Origin of the sequence: Crenobacter caeni (assembly GCF_010435965.1) — a bacterium.
In the GTDB taxonomy this organism is placed as follows: Bacteria; Pseudomonadota; Gammaproteobacteria; order Burkholderiales; family Chromobacteriaceae; genus Craterilacuibacter; species Craterilacuibacter caeni.
In genome coordinates, this window is sequence record NZ_JAAGAA010000004.1 from 114,652 (window position 1) to 132,344 (window position 17,693).

A 17,693-nucleotide genomic window follows, 5' to 3' on the forward strand; every position below is an offset into this window, starting at 1 on the left:
TTTGTGGAGGTTGGAATGCCGGTGGAAACCGCGCCGGGCGTGCTCGCCCGGCTCGCGCTGGGCAGCGTGCTGCTGCCGCCCGTCAACATGTTGCTGATCGCCGCGATCGGCGGAGTGCTGGCCTGGCGCGGCCGGCGGCGGCTGGGTCTTTCTCTGTTGGCGTTGGCCGCGCTCTTCAGCTACCTGATGGCGACCCCGCGCGTGGCGATGTGGCTGAACGCCGGGCTCGAACCGGGCGAAGTCGCGCGGGTGCCGGATGTCGCCAAAACCGGCGCCATCGTGGTGCTGGGCGGCGGCAAGAAGCCGGCACCCGAATACGGCGGCAACGAGCTGACCGCCGACGCGTCCGGCCGCCTGCGCTACGCGGCCTTTTTGTCGCGTCAGACAGGCGTGCCGCTTTTGCTGACCGGCGGCGCGCCGCTGGGCGGCGAGCCCGAAGCGTGGGTGATGCAGAGGACGCTGACGCGCGACTACCTGCTCGAGCCCAAGTGGGTCGAGTCGGAGGCGGTCAATACTGCTGACAACGCGCGGCTCGCCGCGGCGATGCTCAAGACCTCGGGCGTCACACGCATCACCCTGGTGTCGCAGGCCTGGCACCTGAAGCGCGCGATCCCGCTTTTCGAGGCGCAGGGCCTCAAGGTGCTGCCGGCACCGACCGGCTTTACCCGCTACGACGGCGGCGGCCTCGTGTGGTGGCTGCCGAGTGGCCGCGCCATGCAGGAGTCACATCAGGCGCTGCGAGAATATGTGGGATTGCTATACCATGCACTTGGTAAAGTTTTTTGAGGAGCAGGCATGGATTTTTCGGCGATCATCATCGGGGACGAACTGTTGAGCGGCAAGCGCCAGGACAAGCACCTGGCGGCGCTGATCGGCATCCTCGGCGCACGGGGGCTCGGCCTCTCCCGCGTCGTCTACCTGGGCGACACGCCTGCGGCGATTACCCGCGAGCTTGAGCGCGCGTTCTCCTCCGGCGAGGCGGTGTTCTCCTTTGGCGGTATCGGCGCGACGCCGGACGACCATACCCGCCAGTGTGCGGCCGACGCGCTCGGGGTGCCGCTCGCCATCCACCCCGACGCGCGCGCGATCATCGAGGCGCGCTTCGGAGACGAGGCTTACCCGCACCGCATCAATATGGGCAACATCCCGCAAGGCGCGGCGCTGATCCCCAACCCGGTCAACCAGATGCCGGGCTTCTCGGTGCGCGACGTGCACTTCGTGCCGGGCTTCCCGAGCATGGCGTGGCCGATGGTCGAGTGGGTGCTGGACACCCGCTACCGCCACCTGTTCGCGAGCGAGCCCGAGGTCGAGGCGACGGTGATCGCGCTTGACGCGCGCGAGGGCGACCTGATCACGCTGATGCAGGCGTTCACCGCGCGCTACCCGGCCTTGCGCTTCTCCAGCCTGCCGAACTTCGGCAACGCCGCCATTCCGCAGATGCATATCGAGTTCGGCTTCCGCGGCGACGCGGCGACCGTCGCCGAGGCGATGGCGCAGTGGCGGCAGGCGCTCGCCGAGGCCGGCTACAGCCTGCTGGAACGTCCGGATTAACCCGCTGCCCTTGCGCGCGCGCCCGACAAAAGGTAGCGTGCGCGCTTTTTATTGCCCATGAAACCCTGGTTGATCCTTCTGCCGGCGCTTGCGCTCGCCGGCTGCCTGTCCGAGCGCGCGGTAGAGCCCGCCGCCACCCAAGCCGCTTCCACCGCAGCAGCCCCGGCCGCAAGCGCGGGCCCGCTCACCCCTGTCCAGCTCGTCAACGGACGCAAGGCAGTCGGCCACCGCGACTTTGCCGACGCCAAGAAGGTGCTGCCGGCGGTGTTCAGCGGGCTGGAGGAAGACTTCTACTGCGGTTGCCCGTATACCGGCAAGTCGATGGACCTGGAAGCGTGCGGCTACCAGGTGCGCAAGAACCTCGAGCGGGCGAGCCGCCTCGAGTGGGAGCACGTGGTGCCGGCGTGGGTGCTCGGCCATCAGCGCCAGTGCTGGCAGCAGGGCGGGCGCAAGGCGTGTAGCAAGGACGACGCCGCGTTCCGCATGGCCGAGGGCGACCTCGTCAACCTGGTGCCGGCGGTCGGCGAGGTGAATGGCGACCGCAGCAACTACTCGTTCGGTGCGTGGACGCGCAACCCCGAGCCGATGTACGGCCAGTGCCGCACTATCGTCGACTTCAAGGGGCGCCGCGCGCAGCCGCGCGAAGAAGTGCGCGGGCGCATCGCGCGCATCTATTTCTACATGCACGAGCGCTACGGCCTGAAGATGAGCCGGCAGGACAGCCAGCTGATGTGCGCGTGGGCGCGCAGCTACCCGGTCGACGCGTGGGAGCGTGAGCGAGACGCGCGCATCGTACGCGTGCAGGGCTCGGGCAACCCCTTCGTCAGCCAGGGCGCGCGCATCGATACCGTGTGCCCGCGGCCAAGCTGAGGGCAGGGTGGCCACTTCGATGACGCCAAGGTAGAATCGCCGGCGCGCCGCGGGACCTCGCGGTTGCGCCCGATTCACTTCGACTGTTTTTCGAAGGACACCTGAATGAACCACGCCTTACCGGACCCGGCGTGCGCGCTTGTCGTGCTCTCCGGCGGGCAGGACTCGACCACCTGCCTCTACTGGGCTCTCGCGCGCTACCGGCGCGTCGAGGCCGTCACCTTCGATTACGGCCAGCGCCACCGCGTCGAGCTCGATGCCGCCCGTGCCATCGCCCGGATGGCTGGCGTCAGGCAAACCGTGCTGCCGATCGACACCTTCGCTGAGCTTGGCGGCAACGCGCTGACCGACAGCGCGATAGCGCCCGCATCGCCCGATGCAGGTGAGCTACCCAACACCTTCGTACCCGGCCGCAACCTGATTTTCCTGACCTTCGCCGCCGCGCTCGCCTACCAGCGCGGCCTGGGCGAGATCGTCACCGGCGTCGCCGAGGCCGACTACTCGGGCTACCCGGACTGTCGCGCGCATACCCTGGCTGCGCTGGAGGCCGCGATCAACCTCGGTATGGACACCCGCATCCGGCTGGTCGCGCCCCTGATGGCGCTCTCCAAGGCCGAGACCGTCGCGCTTGCGCGCGAAGTCGGCGCGCTGGACGCGCTCGCCTACAGCCACACCTGCTACCAGGGTGAAGTGCCGCCTTGCGGGACCTGCGTGTCGTGCGACCTGCGCGCGAAGGGCTTTGCCGAGGCCGGCGTCGCCGACCCGCTGATCATCCGCACCCGGGGGCGCTGACATGACCGTGCTCTCTTGCAGCGGCGCCGGTTTCGACGCCGCGCGTACCCTTGCGCGCACGCGCCACGGCCACGGATTCTTCGCGCAGGCGGTTTCGTCCATGCCGCAGGCGGACTTGTGCAGCGAACTGGCCGCGGCGTGCGCCGCGCTTGACATGCGCGACCTAGACCCGCTGTTCGCGTCACCGGATGATCTGACACTTGCCGGTCATCTCGCGTCCTGCCTGTCCGCGCCGGCAGAGCTTTCGCTGCGCTCGGCGCCGGACCGTGGCGTGCGTCGTCTCACGGACGGCGCCGAGCGGGTATGGCTGGACACCCGCTTCGAGGCTGCGCACCAGTTGCCCAACGTGCCGGCCGGCCATCCGTGCGGCCGCCTGCACGGCCACGGTTTCGGCGTGCGCATCGAGGCGGACGCGGCACGCGCGACGCACGCATCGCTAGTTGCCGCCTGGCAGCCGCTCGCCGCGCGGCTCGAACACCGCCTGCTCAACGATATCGCCGGGCTGGAAAACCCGACCAGCGAGGTGCTCGCCGCCTGGTTGTTTGCCGAGCTTGCCGTAGACGGGCTGGTGGCGGTCGAGGTGTACGAGACGGCGAGCGCGGGCAGCCGTTTTGACGGCGGGCGCTGGACGATCTGGAAGACGCTGCGTTTCGAGGCCGCGCGCGCCTTCGACATCGCCGGCCGCTACACCGGCCACAGCTACCTGCTGCGGCTGCGGCTGTCGGGCGACACGCTGGATGCCGAGCTTGGCTGGCTGCGCGACTTCGGCGACGTCAAGCGTGCGTTCGCGCCGCTGTACGACGCCCTCGACCATCATCTGCTTGACGAATTGCCGGGGCTCGCTGCGACCGATTGCGCGTCGCTGGCGGCCTACCTTGGCGGGTGCTTTGCCATGCCGTCGCTTACGGGCGTCGACGTGCTGCAGAACGAGCACGACGGCGCGCTGTGGCGCAAGGATGACGCATGTACACGGTAAAGGAGCTTTTTTACACCCTGCAGGGGGAGGGCGCGCACGCCGGCCGCGCGGCGGTGTTCTGCCGCTTTGCCGGCTGCAACCTGTGGAGCGGGCGCGAGGCCGACCGTGCGCGCGCGGTGTGCCGTTTCTGCGACACCGACTTTGTCGGGGTCGGCCCGGACGGCGGCCGCTTTGCCGACGCCGCCTCGCTCGCCGCGGCTGTCGCGCAGTGCTGGCAGGGCGAGGGCGGGAGGCGCTACGTGGTGTTCACCGGCGGGGAACCCTTGCTGCAACTGGACGCCGCGCTGATTGCTGCCGTGCACGCCGCGGGCTTCGAGGTCGGCGTCGAGACCAACGGCACGCTGCCTGCGCCGGCGGGCATCGACTGGCTGTGCGTGAGCCCGAAGGCCGGCGCCGACTGGGTGCAGCGTAGCGGCGACGAGATCAAGCTCGTCTACCCGCAGCCTTCGCTGATGCCCGGGGTGGTCGACGCCTCGAGCTTTGTCCACGCCTGGCTGCAGCCGATGGACGGCCCCGGGCGCGCCGCCAATACGCAAGCCGCGATCGACTACTGCCTGCAGGATGCGCGCTGGCGCTTGTCGCTGCAGAGCCACAAACTCGTCGGCCTGCGCTGAGCCGACCCTGACCCGGAGAACACCATGCACCTGCACCAGAACCTCAACGCGCTGGGCAACGGCCAGACGCGCTACCGTTACGACCACCCCGATGCGTCCTTGCTGGAGCGTTTCCCTAACCCCTTCGCGCGCAGCGAACTGAACCCCGCCGGGGTGAGCGGCAGCCTGAACATCAGCTGCCCGGAATTTACCAGCCTGTGCCCGATGACGGGCCAGCCAGACTTCGCGACCATCGTGATCGACATGGTGCCCGACGCCTGGTGCGTCGAGTCCAAGTCGCTGAAGCTTTATCTTGGCTCATTCCGCCAGCACGGCGAGTTCCACGAGGCGTGCATCTGCCGCATCTGCAACGACCTGGTGGCTTTGCTCGATCCCAAGGAAATCGTGGTCGAGGGGCGCTTCACGCCGCGCGGCGGCATTCCGCTGTGGCCGCGCGCGAGCTGGCGCAAGGGAGCCTGACACATAAAAAAACACGCCCGCCAAGCGGGCGTGTTTTTTAACGGGCAGACGGCTTATTTGACGCCGTGGCCGATCGCGCCGCCGATCGCGGCACCGCCGACAGTGCCCAGCGTGCTGCCGTCGGTCAGCACCGAGCCTGCAACGCCGCCAATTGCCGCGCCGACGGCGGCGTTTTTCTGTTTTTGCGTCATGCCGGCGCAGCCGCTGAGCACGGCGGCAAGGGTCAGCATCAACAGCGATTTGGTCAGGACGGGTTTCATTCTTGATCTCCTTGGATTTGCGCAGTTCATGCGCGGACGGGTATGCGCTATGACAGGCGGCGGCTCTCGCGGTTCCGTAGCCTGTCCGGTGCCAAACAAAACACCGCCAGTGCGCTGGCGGTGTTTTTTCGGGGTAGCACGGGCTTAGAGCTTGGCCTTGGCCTTGTCCCATCCGGCCTTGAGCTTGTCCCAGAAACTGGCCTTCGGCGCCTTCTGGCACTCCTGCACGACCAGCGGGACGACCTTCTCGATGCCGTCCATGTCCATCACCGCGTCGACCGGCTTGTCCTTCTTGTTGAAGCCCTCGGCGAAGTAGATCGCCTTGGGCTGGTAACTTTCGTCCAGCGCCAGGAAGTCTTCGCATTTCCATTGGGAAACCGGCTTCTTGGCGGCCGTGGTGGCGGCCATGCTCAGGCTGCTGGCGGCAAGCAAGGTCGCGACGACCAGGGTTTTCTTCATCATCTGTCTGACTCCGTATGGGTGAGGGGACCGGCGCGGCGGGGAGGGTGCCGCGTCGCCTCTAACGGCATAGGCGGTACGCGCGTGTTTTGCAAACTGCCACTCTTATGTCATTGGTAATCCACGCTCGCATTATCTAAACCCTAGTAATAACGGGCAGATCGGCCCGGCTTGAATTCAGGGGGATGCATGGACAGGCGTGATGTGTGGCTGGCGGCTTGGCAAGGAGGCGTGGATGAGTGAGCCGCTGCCACCGGGCAAGCCCGGCGAGGATACCGACCACCTGGCGGGCATCGTGCCGTTGGCGCTGGTCGCCGTGGTCGCCGGCGTGCTGATAGGCCTGGTCGGCGGGAGCTTTCGCGTCGCGGTCGAGCATGCCGGCACGCTGTTTAACGACGTGTACGCGTGGCTGCGCACGCTGCCGCCGGCGTACGGCTTTGCGGGGACGCTGGCCGTTGCTCTGTTGCTGACCGCGCTGCCTTTGTGGCTGACCGTGCGTTTCGCGCCGGAAGCCGCCGGCAGCGGTATCCAGCGGGTCGAGGCGGTGTGGCTGGGCGAGATTGCGCCGGTGAAGAACCGTGCATTCTTGCCGGTCAAGTTCTTCGGCGGCATCCTCGCGCTATCGTCCGGCTACGCGCTCGGGCGCGAGGGGCCGGTCGTGCAGATGGGCTCGGCGATCGGCGCCTGGGCCGGCCGCCGCTTCGGGCTGAGCGTGCCTGAGCAGCGCAATCTGATCGCGGCAAGCGCGGGCGCCGGGCTCGCGGTGGCGTTCAGCGCGCCCTTGGGGGGCTTGCTGTTCACCATCGAGGAGCTGACCCGCTCGGCCGGCGCGCGGCTGGTGATCGCCGGCATGATCACCTGCGCAGTCGGCGTGCCGGTCGCGCAGTACCTGGTCGGCGACGCGCCGGTGTTCGCGCTGGCGATGCCGGACGAACCCAGGCTCGCCTCGCTGCCGGTGTATTTCCTGTTCGGCGTCGCCTGCGGTGTGCTGGGTACTTTCTACAACCGGGTGGTGATGGGCACGCTGAACCTGATGGGCCGGGTGCGGCCGCTGTGGCGCGCGCCGGCCAGTGCCTTGGTGCTCGCCTTGACGCTGTGGTACCTGCCCTTTGTCGGCGGCAACGGCGAAGCGCTCAACCAGACGGTGCTCGGTGGCGCCTTCGGTGGCGGCGCGCTGGCGATCCTGCTGTTTACCCGCTTCCTGTTCGGCCCGTTCAGTTACGGGGTCGGCCTGCCCGGCGGCCTGTTCGCGCCGATGCTGGCTTTGGGTGCAGTGGCCGGCGCCTTGCTCGGGCTCGCCGGCGAGCATGTATGGAGCGGCTTGGGACTCTCGATGAGCGCGTGCGCGGTGGTCGGCATGGCGGCACTCTTCTCGGCGTCGGTGCGCGCGCCCTTGACCGGCATCGTGCTGATCATCGAGATGACGGGCGCGAGTTCGCTGACCCTGCCGCTGCTACTCGCTTGCCTGCCGGCGGCGATCGTGCCGTTCTGGCTGGGCGACGCGCCGATCTACGAGTCGCTGCGCGAGCGTATGCTCGCCGCGCGCGCCGCGCCGGCTAGCGAGGAGGGCGCGAAATGAGCGACGCGCACCTGCGCATGCCGCCGGCCTTGCGGCTGCTGCTGCTCGCGCTGGTGGTCGGCGTGGTCGCCGGTGCCGGCGCTGTGCTGTTTCGCGCGTTGATCGGCCTCTTTCACAACCTGCTGTTCCTGGGGCGCTTCTCGTTCGCCTACGACGCCAACGTACACACGGCAGCCTCGCCTTGGGGCTGGGCGGTCGTGCTGGTGCCGGTGCTGGGCGCGGCGGGGGTCGCCTACCTCGTGCAGAACTACGCGCCGGAGGCCAAAGGGCACGGCGTGCCCGAGGTGATCGACGCGATCTATTTTAACGACGCGCGGATCCGGCCGCAGGTCGCCGTGGTCAAGTCGCTCGCGTCGGCGTTGTCGATCGGCAGCGGCGGCTCGGTCGGCCGCGAAGGGCCGATCATCCAGATTGGCGCGGCGTTCGGCTCCACGCTCGGCCAGTGGCTGCCGCTGCAAACCCGCGAGCGGGCGGTGCTGGTCGCGGCGGGCGCCGGCGGCGGCATCGCGGCGACTTTCAACACGCCCCTGGGTGGCGTGGTGTTCGCTATCGAGCTGATGCTGCCCTTTGTTACCGCATCGACCTTGCTGCCGGTGGTGCTCTCGACGCTGACCGCCACCGCGATAGGCCGGGCCTTCTTCGGTGTGCTGCCATCGTTCAGCGTGCCGGCGCTTGAGCATGCGGTCGGCGCGTCCGTGCCGATCACCGCCTATCCGTGGTTCCTGCTGCTGGGTGTGATCGTCGGAGGGCTCGCGTGGGCGATGGCGCGGGGCGTGTACTGGATGGAAGACAAGTTCGACGCCTTGCCGGGCAACTATTACACCCGCCATATGGGCGGCATGCTGCTGGTCGGGCTGGTGCTCGCGCTCTTTATGCATTTCTCGCCGCTGCTGGGTCAGCCGGCGCACTACTACGTCGAGGGGGTCGGTTACGCGACGATCATGGACATCCTGCGCGGCGAACTTGCCGCGCCGGGCTTTCTTGCGCTGCTGGTGGTTGCCAAGCTGGCGCTGACCCTGCTGACTCTGGGCTCGGGTGCCTCTGGCGGGGTCTTTTCGCCGGCGATGTTCGTCGGCGCCGCTGCCGGCGCCGCGTTCGGCGTGCTCGTCGCGCCGTGGCTACCGGGTGTGTCGCCGGCGCACTTCGCGCTGGCGGCGATGGCGGGCATGGTCGGCGGGACGACCGGCGCGGTGGTGACCGCGGTGGTGATGGTGTTCGAGATGACCCGCGACTACACGGTGATCATGCCGATGATCCTGACCGTCGCGGTGGCCGCCGCGCTGCGCGAGCGGCTCATGCCTGCGACCATCTACACGCTCAAGCTGGTCCGGCGCGGCCACAAGGTGCCGCAGGGCTTGCAGGGGTTTGCCGGCGCCTTGTGCTGCCGCGACGTGATGTCGCCGGTGACCGGCGAAGAAGAGGGCCCCACGCTGCTGGTGGACGCCGCTTTGCCGTTCTCGCACGCGCTTGCCCGCATGCAGGCGGCGGGGAGCGATTACGCGGTGGTCACCGAAGCCGCCGAATCCGGCGGCGTGCGCCGGATCGGCGTGATCGGCCCGCGCGAGGTGGCGCGTGCGCTGTCGCGCGACGCGCACCTCGCGCCCTGAACTTTATCGGGCCGGGGCAAGCGCCTCGATCAGCGCGACTTCCTGCGTGTAGGAGAGCGCCTTGAGCTTGTCGAGCAGGGCCTCGCCGTCGACCTCGAAGTGGCTGTCGAGCGCCTCGTCGAGGATGCGCGCTTCGATGGCCAGCCACAGGCCGCGGCACGATGCCGCTTCCTCGAAGTGCACGCCTTCGAGCACGGCGGCGATCAGCTTGAGTTCGGCGTCGCTAAAACGGCGCGACAGCAGCAGCTGCTCACGGCGGATGATCTCGGCGTAGCGCTCGAGCATCTCGTGGGTGCGCGCGTCACCGACAGCCGGTGCTTCGACGCTGGTCGTGGCGGCCTGGGGCGTCTGCGCGCGCAGGGCCGGGTCGAACCACGCCTCGATGTCGGGGGCGAGCGCCGGCAGGTCGTGCTGCCAGGCTTCGTACAGCGCGTCGCGAAAGCGCGAGTTGTCGGTGAACGAGAGTTCGTCGAACGACATCGCCGGCATCAGGCCTTCATCCAGGCGGCGGTTGCCGATCCAGATGTTGCCCTGCTTGTCTTTTGTTACTGGCGCGCGCCAGAGGCCGTGCTCGCCGGTGGCCAGGTTGTCGACCGCTAGCTCGAGCCTGGGCGCCGGGCAGTCGGCCTCGTCGCTGTCGTCCGCCTCGGGGACGAAATGCAGGGCCAGGTCGAACAGTTCCTGCTTGCGGATATGCAAGAGTTGCAGTCCGTCGTGGTAGCCGGCCAGCGTGAAGCGGCCGTCTTCCTCGTAGACCGCGACGTCGTGCGGCCCCTTGGCCGGGTGGATCAGGCGGGCACCCAGCTCGTCGGCCAGCGCGTTCAGTTCGCCTTCGGCGGCGTCAGTCTTGGCGGTGTAGCCGGTGCGGTAGCCGGCGTGCTGGTGCCACAGTGCGTTCCAGTCGTACATGTATCCTCCGTCATTTTTTGCCGTTAAACCGGCATTCGCCGGCATTATAAGCGAGGTATCTGCCTGAGCCGGCGGCAAATTTTTTTTGGTGATGGGTCAGTCGTGATACTATCTGACCCATTTTTCGCTCCAGCTCCCCTTGAGTACGCAGAGACAATGAACCGACAGATCCGCAATATCGCCATCATCGCGCACGTTGACCACGGCAAGACCACCCTGGTCGACCAGTTGCTGCGCCAGTCCGGCACCTTCCGTGATAACCAGCAGGTCGCCGAGCGCGTCATGGACAGCAACGACCTCGAAAAGGAACGTGGCATCACCATTCTGGCCAAGAACACGGCCATCGAATACCAGGGTATCCACATCAACATCGTCGACACTCCCGGACACGCCGACTTCGGCGGTGAGGTCGAGCGCGTGCTGGGCATGGTCGACGGCGTCGTCCTGCTGGTCGACGCGGTCGAAGGCCCGATGCCGCAGACCCGTTTCGTGACCAAGAAGGCCCTGGCGCTGGGCCTCAAGCCCATCGTCGCGATCAACAAGATCGACCGTCCGGGCGCGCGTCCGGACTGGGTGGTCGACCAGACCTTCGACCTGTTCGACAAGCTCGGCGCGACCGACGAGCAGCTCGACTTCCCGATCATCTACGCGTCCGGCCTGAACGGCTTCGCCAAGCTCGAGCTGGAAGACGAGTCGGAAGACATGCGTCCGATGTTCGACATGATCCTCGAGAAGGTGCCGGCACCGGAAGGCGACGTCGACGCGCCGCTGCAGCTGCAGATCTCCGCGCTCGACTACTCGACCTATACCGGCCGCCTGGGCCTGGGCCGCATCCTGAACGGCCGCATCAAGCCCGGTCAGGTCGTCGCCGTGATGAACCATGAAGAACAGGTCGCGCAGGGCCGCATCAACCAGGTGCTGGGCTTCAAGGGTCTCGAGCGCGTGGCCGTCGAAGAAGCCGCCGCCGGCGATATCGTGGTGATCTCGGGCCTGGAAGACATCGGCATCGGTGTGACCGTGTGCGACCGTGACCAGCCGATCGGCCTGCCGGTGCTGTCGGTCGACGAGCCGACGCTGACCATGGACTTCATGGTCAACACTTCGCCGCTCGCCGGTACCGAAGGCAAGTTCGTGACCAGCCGCCAGATCCGCGACCGCCTGACCAAGGAACTCTTGACCAACGTCGCGCTGCGGGTCGAGGACACCGAAGACGCGGACATCTTCCGCGTGTCCGGCCGTGGCGAGCTGCACCTGACCATCCTCTTGGAAAACATGCGCCGCGAAGGCTTCGAGATGGCCGTCGGCAAGCCGCGCGTGGTGTTCAAGGACATCAACGGCGAGAAGTGCGAGCCGTACGAGAACCTGACCGTCGACGTGGAAGACAGCTGCCAGGGCGCGGTGATGGAAGAGCTCGGCCGCCGCCGCGGCGAGCTGACCAATATGGAATCCGACGGCCAGGGCCGTACCCGCCTCGAGTACCATATCCCGGCGCGCGGCCTGATCGGCTTCCAGGGCGATTTCATGACCATGACCCGCGGCACCGGCCTGATGAGCCACGTGTTCGACGACTACGCGCCGGTGAAAGCCGACATGCCGGGCCGTCACAACGGCGTGCTGATCTCGCAGGAAAACGGCGAAGCGGTTGCCTACGCCTTGTGGAACCTGGAAGACCGCGGCCGCATGTTCGTGTCGCCGGGCGACAAGATCTACGAAGGCATGATCATCGGCATCCACAGCCGCGACAACGACCTGGTGGTCAACCCGCTCAAGGGCAAGAAGCTGACCAACGTTCGTGCTTCCGGTACCGACGAAGCGGTGCGCCTGACCACGCCGATCAAGATGACGCTGGAATCGGCGGTCGAGTTCATCGACGACGACGAAATCGTCGAGATCACCCCGCAGTCGATCCGCATGCGCAAGCGCTTCCTGCAGGAGCACGAGCGCCGCAAGCAAAAGAACGCGTAACGCGATTCTGTCAGCAAAAAACCCCGGGCTTTGTCCGGGGTTTTTTGTCGCCTGCGGCGGGCTACTTGGCCGGCTGCGGGGTTACCGAGATGCCCAGGGCGTCGATATAGGTGCCCTTGATCTGGTCGCCCACCTGGATTTGCTTCAGCTGCTCCGGGTTGTCGATTTTCAGCTTCAATTTGCGCGAGACGCCCTTCAGTTCGATGGAGTGCGTCTTGGCGTCGACCTTGATGACGTCGGCCAGCACGGTCGTGGACCTGGCGAGCGCGCCAGCCGGTGCACTGCCGTCTTCGGCCCGGGCAGCTTCCACGCTATCGACGCGGGTGCGCACGCCCGCGCCGCCCTTTTTCAGCTCCAGGGACAGCGATTCGAGCAGCCTGACTTCGACGCGGTCGCCAACCTTGATCTGCGCGAAATTGCGTACCTCGGGCCCTGCGACGACCTGCCGTGCCTGGCCGTTGTCACCTTGCAGGGTCAGCGTGCGGGTGGCAGGGTCGATCGCGGTGACGGTTGCTGCAAGTCTGACTGCATCGGCGAGCATCGCCTTGCCCGGTAACGCGATAAACGCGGTGCCGGCTTCTGCGGCCAAGGCGCCGCCGCTTATCAGGGACAGCAGCAATACGCTGAGAGTCTTGTTCAGGGGCATGGGGCTTCCTCTTGCTGTGGCTGGGATCGGTCACACGCCGGCCCGGGGCGGCTGATTGCCCAAGGACAGCGTGGTATCCGTTATTTGTATGCCATGAGTCGGCTTTATTCAAATTGCCGGTTGGCTGAGGTTCGCCTGCTGGACGGCAGTGCCCTTGCGGTGAGTTGCAGGCCTTGGGTTTAAATCTGCAGTGCGTCGATCAGCTCGCCTTCGAGCGCGAGCAGGGTCTTGTCATCGTCGGCGCCGTCTGCACGCAGCAGGAATGCGTCCTCGACGCGACTGCCCAGGGTCATGATCTTGGCCGAATGCACGCTGAAGCGGTACGCCGAGAGCAGGGCGGTGACGCGGGCGAGTAGCCCCGGGCGGTCGCCGGCGACGATGGAGAGCACGTAGCGGCGTGGCGAATCGTCCGGCTGCAGCGAGACTTGTGGCTGTATCGGGAAGTGCCTGAGGTGGCGGTCGAGGCGGCCGCCACGGGGCGGCGGCAAGGCGTCGCCGCGCGTCAGTGCCGCGGCGAGTTCGAACTCGATGAAGTTGATCATGTCGCGGTAGTCGTCTTCGTGGTGTTCGGGGATGAACACGTGGAAGGTGTCGAGCGCGTAGCCTTGCGTGGTGGTGTGTACGCGCGCGTCGGCGATGCTGTAGTGGGTGCGCCCGAAGAACGCGCAGATACGCGCGAAGAGCTCCGGCGCGTCGTGCGTGTAGACCAGCACCTCGATGCCGTCGCGGGTGGCGGCGAGCCGTGCGCGCACCACGGGCTCCGGGCTGTCGACGCAGCGGTTGAGCACGCGCGCGTGCCAGGCGATGGTCGACGCCTCGTGGCGCAGGAAGTAGACGGTGTCGAGCGTCTGCCACAGCCTCGTCTCGACCCCGTCCGGGATCGCGCGCAGGCGCAGCTCGGTACGGGCCTGCGCCTTGCGCTCGTCGACGACCGACTCGCGGTCGACCTGGCCGCCGTGCTCGAGTACGCGAAGGGTCGCGTGATAGAGGTCCTCGAGCAGTTTGGCCTTCCAGCTGTTCCACACCTTGGGGCTGGTGCCGCGGATGTCGGCGACGGTCAACAGGTAAAGCGCGGTCAGCCGGCGCGGGGTGGCAGCAATTTCGGCGAAGGCGATGACGGTGGCCGGGTCGTAGATGTCCTGTTTTTGCGCGACCGACGACATGGTCAGGTGTTCGCGCACCAGCCAGACCACCAGTTCGCGGTCCTCGAACGGCAGGCCGTGCGTCTGGCAGAATTCGGCGGCGTCGACCGTCCCCAGCAGCGAGTGGTCGCCGCCGCGGCCCTTGGCGATGTCGTGGAACAGCGCGGCGATATACAGGGTTTCGGGGCGCTCGAAGTCGCCGATCAGCCGGCTCAACAGCGGGTATTCATGGTTGAACGCAGGTACGGCGAGGCGCCTGAGGTTGCGCACCACCATCAGGATGTGCATGTCCACCGTGTACGCGTGGAAGAGGTCGTGCTGCATGCGCCCGATGATGCGACCGAACGCCGGCAGGTACTTGCCCAGCACGCCGTACAGGTTCATCCGCCTGAGCGTGTGGGTGAGCCCGCTTTCGCGAAAGAGCTGCACGAAGCGCTCGCGGTTGCGTAGCTGGCGCCGGAAGCGCTCGTTGATGTGCCGGCGCGCCCGCCACAGCGCGCGCAGCGTGCGCGGCGCCATGCCGGTGAGTTCAGGGTGGCGCTGCAGGTGCAGGAAGGCGTCGAGGATGGCGCCCGGGTCCTGTTCGAACACGTCGGGCGTCTTGATGCCCAACAGGTCGTTGACCGTGTAGAAGCGATCGTCCAGCTCGCGCACCACGCGCGGCAGCGGGCAGAAGATCAGCGCGCGCAGATTCGGCAGCAGCACGCCGGAGAGCTGGCTGACCGTGCGCGAGGCCTTGTAGTAAGCCTGCATCATCTCTTCGCTGGCGCGCCGTGCGCTGGCGTCGGCGTAGCCGATCGCCTGCGCGGTCTGTTGTTGCAAGTCGAAAATCAGGCGGTCTTCGCGGCGCCTCGCCTGCAGGTGCAGCTCGATGCGCAGCCGCTCGAGCTCGCGTTCGCTGACGCGCAGCATGCGCGCCTCGCTCGGTGTGATCACGTCGCGCTCGACCAGCATCTGCCAGCTGCTGCCCAGGCCGATCGCGCGGGCGAGCCACAGGATGGTGTGCAGATCGCGCAGGCCGCCCGGGCTCTCCTTGATATTGGGCTCGAGATTGCTGGTGCCTGCCAGGCTCTTGTTGTGGCGCTGCTGCTGCTCGAGCAGCTTGCCCTCCAGAAAACGCAAGGGTTCGCGGCTTTTCTCGAGCGCGGCGATCAGCGCGCCGTGCAGCCTGGGGTCGCCGGCGAGCAGGCGGTTTTCCAGCAGGGTGGTCTCGACGGTGATGTCGGCGCGCGCCTCGGTCAGGCATTCGCCGTGCGTGCGCACGCTGTGGCCGACTTCAAGGCCGATGTCCCACAGGATGCCGACAAAGCGGGTGAGCGTCTCGTCAAGCGCGTCGTCGTGGTGGTCCGGCAGCAGGATCAGCAGGTCGATGTCGGACGCGGGAAACAACTGGCCGCGACCGTAGCCGCCGACGGCGACGAGCGAGGCCCGCGCGCCCAGCTCGAGCGCGTGCCAGATGCCGGTGAGCAGGGTGTCGATCAGCGCGGCGTGGCGGCTCAGGTAGTCGCGCGGCTCGCTATGTTGCCGGTAGCGCTCGGCGAGCGCCTGACGGCCCTGCTGCAGTTGTTGACGCCATGACTGGCACTGGGCAAAGCCGTCGCAGGCGCTCATGCTAGCGTTTCTCCTGGCGGGAAATGGCGAAGAGTCCGGCGATCAGGAAAACGAGTGAGGGGACGGTCGCCGACAGGATGGGGTTCCAGTCGTACAAGAGTCCCAGATGCCCGAACAGCCGGTTGCTGAAGTGGAAGGCGATACCGAGGCAAATGCCGGTAAAGAGCTTGATCCCCATCTCGCTGTGCCGGCTTTGTACCGGGGTGAACGCCAGCGCGACCAGCGCCATCGAAATGCACGCGAGCGGGTAGAACAGCTTGCTCCACAGCGCGATCTCGTAGCGCTGCGTCTTCTGGTGGTTCGCCTTCAGGTGCTCGATGTAGGAAAACAGGTTGTACGCTGACATCTGCTCGGGGACGACCAGGAGCACCGACAGGATGTCCGGTTGCAGCACCGACTTCCATTCAAGCGTCGGGTAGTCCTTCACCAGGATGCGGTCGGGGGTGATCGTCGAGTCGCGCACGCCGGTGAGTTCCCACACGCCGTTGCCGACGTAGCGGCCGCTCTCGGCGTAGCGCTGGCGGGTCAGCGCGAAGGCTGCGTCGTAGGTGTAGATGCGGACCTTGCGCAGCGTGGTGTCCGGCAGCATCTCGTCGATATTGATGAAGTTGTTGTCGTCCTTCGCCCAGACGCCCGAGCTGAACTCACGTGTCACCAGCGACTGGGTGCGTTCGAGCTTGAAGCGCTCGGCGGTGCGCTCGGACCACGGCGCGCCGAATTCGCCGAGCAGGAGCGCGGCGGTCGCCGCGAACGCGCCGAACAGCAGTAGGGTGCGCGCAACCTGGCCGAGCGAGACGCCGGCGGTGCGGATCGCCGCGTATTCGGAGGTGGTCGCAAGCTGGGTCATCGCGACCATGCAGCCGATCAGCACCGCTAGCGGCATCAGTTCGTACGCGTGGCCGGGCATCAAGAGGGCGACGTAGGCGAGCATCGCTGCCGCGTCGTAGTCGCCGCGGCCCACGCGCGGCAACTCCTTGATCACGTCGAAGAACGCGTAGAGGCCGACCAGCGCGATCAGCGTGAAGATGCTCGCCGCGACAAAGCGCGACAGCAGGTATTGGCGCAACTGCTTCATCGCGTGCCTCCGGTCTTCTGCTTGCCAAGGCGGGCGCCGATAAAGCCCGTCGGGCGGCTGCGGTACCAGATCAGCGCGAGCGCGATCGCGAGCATGATGAAGTGCATGGGCAGGATGCCGAGCGCCGAGCCCAGCTTGTCGGCCTTGATCCAGTCACGGAACAGCCACAGGCCGTTCTGGTAGGCGAGATAAGCGCCCAGCGCGACGAGCAGGTTGTACGCGTGGCCGGCGCGAGGGTTGTAGTAGGCGAGTGGAATGGCCATGAGCGCGAGGATGAGCGAGGAGAGCGGCAGCGACAAGCGCCACGCGAGCTCGGCACGCGCCTTTGGGGAGTGCTCGGCCAAGAGGGCCGAGGTCGGCATCATGTCGACGTCCGCGATGCTCTCGATCAGCTTGGGCGGCGCGCCGATGCGCACCGTGTAGCGCTCGAATTTTCCGACCTCGAAGTCGCCGCGGCCGGCTTCGCCCAGATAGCGGTGACCGTTTTCGAGCACCAGTTCGCGCTCGCCCTTCTCGTTGGTGCGCACGAAGCCGCGTTCGGCGAAGATCGTCGACAGGCCGTTCTCTTCGACCGAGCGCACGAACAGGTTGCGTGCGGCGCCGGTGGCCGGGTCGAAACGCTCGATGAAATAGATGCGACGACCGCCCTGCGCTTCCTTGAAGACGCCGGGTGCGATCGCGCTGATTTCCTCACGCTGCTTGAGTGTCTGCGCGTATTCGCTGCTGCGCGTTTGCGCCCATGGGCCGATCACGGTGGTGCCCAGTGCGATCAGCAGCGTGAAGGGCAGGGTGAAGCGCACGACCGGCCCGATCCACGCGGACAGCGGCTGGCCGGCGGCGAACCAGACCGCCATCTCGTGGTCGCGCCAGGCGCGGCCGAGCACGACCAGCACGCTGACGAATACGGTCAGGATCAGGACTACGGGAAAGAAACCGAGCGACCAGAAGCCGACCAGCGCGGCGACCGCCTCGTTGGCGACGCGGCCTTGCGCGGCGCGGCCGAGCATGTTGATGGTCTGGGTAGTCAGGAGAATCAGGAACAGCACGAGAAAGACCCCGATGCTGGTCGTCGTCAGCTCGCGCGTGAGGCTTTTTCGGAAAAGCATGTGCTAAAGCGCCTGTTTTTGACAATTTGTCAAAAGCGTATGGATAATGGGAAATACACTCGGTAACGGGTT

17 protein-coding genes are annotated in these 17,693 nt (G+C 66.9%); 10 read left to right on the top strand and 7 right to left on the bottom strand.

Annotation, left to right across the window (positions count from 1 at the left end; translation table 11 throughout):
* The first annotated feature begins 15 nt into the window (after nt 1-15).
* The 7 genes from GZH52_RS05885 to queF all read left to right on the top strand — a co-directional run bounded on the left by GZH52_RS05885 (nt 16) and on the right by queF (nt 5,262).
* The gene (locus tag GZH52_RS05885; RefSeq protein ID WP_163315558.1) at nt 16-786 is read left to right on the top strand and encodes a YdcF family protein; all 771 of its coding nucleotides are present in this window, start codon (nt 16-18) and stop codon (nt 784-786) included.
* Between the two features lie 9 nt (nt 787-795).
* The gene (locus tag GZH52_RS05890; RefSeq protein ID WP_163315559.1) at nt 796-1,551 is read left to right on the top strand and encodes a competence/damage-inducible protein A; all 756 of its coding nucleotides are present in this window, start codon (nt 796-798) and stop codon (nt 1,549-1,551) included.
* Between the two features lie 69 nt (nt 1,552-1,620).
* Nucleotides 1,621-2,421 (top strand): endonuclease, encoded by an 801-nt coding sequence (locus GZH52_RS05895; protein ID WP_275405041.1) that lies wholly within the window; start codon nt 1,621-1,623, stop codon nt 2,419-2,421.
* A 105-nt stretch (nt 2,422-2,526) separates the two neighbouring features.
* Entirely contained in the window at nt 2,527-3,213 is a 687-nt protein-coding gene (gene queC / locus GZH52_RS05900) for a 7-cyano-7-deazaguanine synthase QueC (protein ID WP_163315561.1), read from the top strand.
* A gap of 1 nt (nt 3,214) precedes the next feature.
* The gene (locus tag GZH52_RS17115; RefSeq protein ID WP_163315562.1) at nt 3,215-4,189 is read left to right on the top strand and encodes a 6-pyruvoyl trahydropterin synthase family protein; all 975 of its coding nucleotides are present in this window, start codon (nt 3,215-3,217) and stop codon (nt 4,187-4,189) included.
* Nucleotides 4,177-4,803: a 7-carboxy-7-deazaguanine synthase gene (gene queE, locus GZH52_RS05910; RefSeq protein WP_163315563.1), complete on the top strand. Its 627-nt coding sequence runs from the start codon at nt 4,177-4,179 to the stop codon at nt 4,801-4,803. Before GZH52_RS17115 ends, queE begins: the two co-directional genes overlap by 13 nt.
* A 24-nt stretch (nt 4,804-4,827) precedes the next feature.
* Complete coding sequence (gene queF / locus GZH52_RS05915; RefSeq protein WP_163315564.1) at nt 4,828-5,262, top strand: preQ(1) synthase; 435 nt, start codon at nt 4,828-4,830, stop codon at nt 5,260-5,262.
* A 53-nt stretch (nt 5,263-5,315) separates the two neighbouring features.
* Here the strand turns inward: queF and GZH52_RS05920 are convergent, their stop codons facing one another.
* Both GZH52_RS05920 and hdeA read right to left on the bottom strand, forming a co-directional pair.
* Entirely contained in the window at nt 5,316-5,522 is a 207-nt protein-coding gene (locus GZH52_RS05920; RefSeq protein ID WP_163315565.1) for a YMGG-like glycine zipper-containing protein, read from the bottom strand.
* A gap of 144 nt (nt 5,523-5,666) precedes the next feature.
* Nucleotides 5,667-5,984: an acid-activated periplasmic chaperone HdeA gene (gene hdeA, locus GZH52_RS05925; protein ID WP_239058033.1), complete on the bottom strand. Its 318-nt coding sequence runs from the start codon at nt 5,982-5,984 to the stop codon at nt 5,667-5,669.
* Nucleotides 5,985-6,216: 232 nt separating this feature from the next.
* On the opposite strand from hdeA, the gene GZH52_RS05930 reads away from it, so the two are divergent.
* Both GZH52_RS05930 and GZH52_RS05935 read left to right on the top strand, forming a co-directional pair.
* Complete coding sequence (locus GZH52_RS05930; protein WP_163315566.1) at nt 6,217-7,560, top strand: ClC family H(+)/Cl(-) exchange transporter; 1,344 nt, start codon at nt 6,217-6,219, stop codon at nt 7,558-7,560.
* Nucleotides 7,557-9,167, top strand: coding sequence for a chloride channel protein (locus GZH52_RS05935; RefSeq protein WP_163315567.1), 1,611 nt, complete (start codon nt 7,557-7,559; stop codon nt 9,165-9,167). Before GZH52_RS05930 ends, GZH52_RS05935 begins: the two co-directional genes overlap by 4 nt.
* Nucleotides 9,168-9,170: 3 nt before the next feature.
* Here GZH52_RS05935 and GZH52_RS05940 read toward each other — a convergent pair whose 3' ends face one another.
* A complete protein-coding gene (locus GZH52_RS05940) occupies nt 9,171-10,076 on the bottom strand; it encodes a hypothetical protein (RefSeq protein ID WP_163315568.1) in 906 nt (301 codons plus the stop codon).
* Between the two features lie 156 nt (nt 10,077-10,232).
* Here GZH52_RS05940 and typA point away from each other — a divergent pair, with 156 nt between their 5' ends.
* Entirely contained in the window at nt 10,233-12,041 is a 1,809-nt protein-coding gene (gene typA, locus GZH52_RS05945) for a translational GTPase TypA (RefSeq protein WP_163315569.1), read from the top strand.
* Nucleotides 12,042-12,102: 61 nt separating this feature from the next.
* Here the strand turns inward: typA and GZH52_RS05950 are convergent, their stop codons facing one another.
* From GZH52_RS05950 to lptF, 4 genes are all read right to left on the bottom strand, one after another.
* Entirely contained in the window at nt 12,103-12,687 is a 585-nt protein-coding gene (locus GZH52_RS05950; RefSeq protein ID WP_163315570.1) for a hypothetical protein, read from the bottom strand.
* A gap of 179 nt (nt 12,688-12,866) precedes the next feature.
* Nucleotides 12,867-15,440 (bottom strand): [protein-PII] uridylyltransferase, encoded by a 2,574-nt coding sequence (locus GZH52_RS05955; protein ID WP_163315571.1) that lies wholly within the window; start codon nt 15,438-15,440, stop codon nt 12,867-12,869.
* Between the two features lies 1 nt (nt 15,441).
* Entirely contained in the window at nt 15,442-16,515 is a 1,074-nt protein-coding gene (gene lptG / locus GZH52_RS05960) for an LPS export ABC transporter permease LptG (protein WP_163315572.1), read from the bottom strand.
* Entirely contained in the window at nt 16,512-17,621 is a 1,110-nt protein-coding gene (lptF, locus tag GZH52_RS05965) for an LPS export ABC transporter permease LptF (RefSeq protein WP_163315573.1), read from the bottom strand. The genes lptG and lptF overlap by 4 nt, the downstream gene beginning before the upstream one ends.
* Between the last annotated feature and the right edge of the window lie 72 nt (nt 17,622-17,693).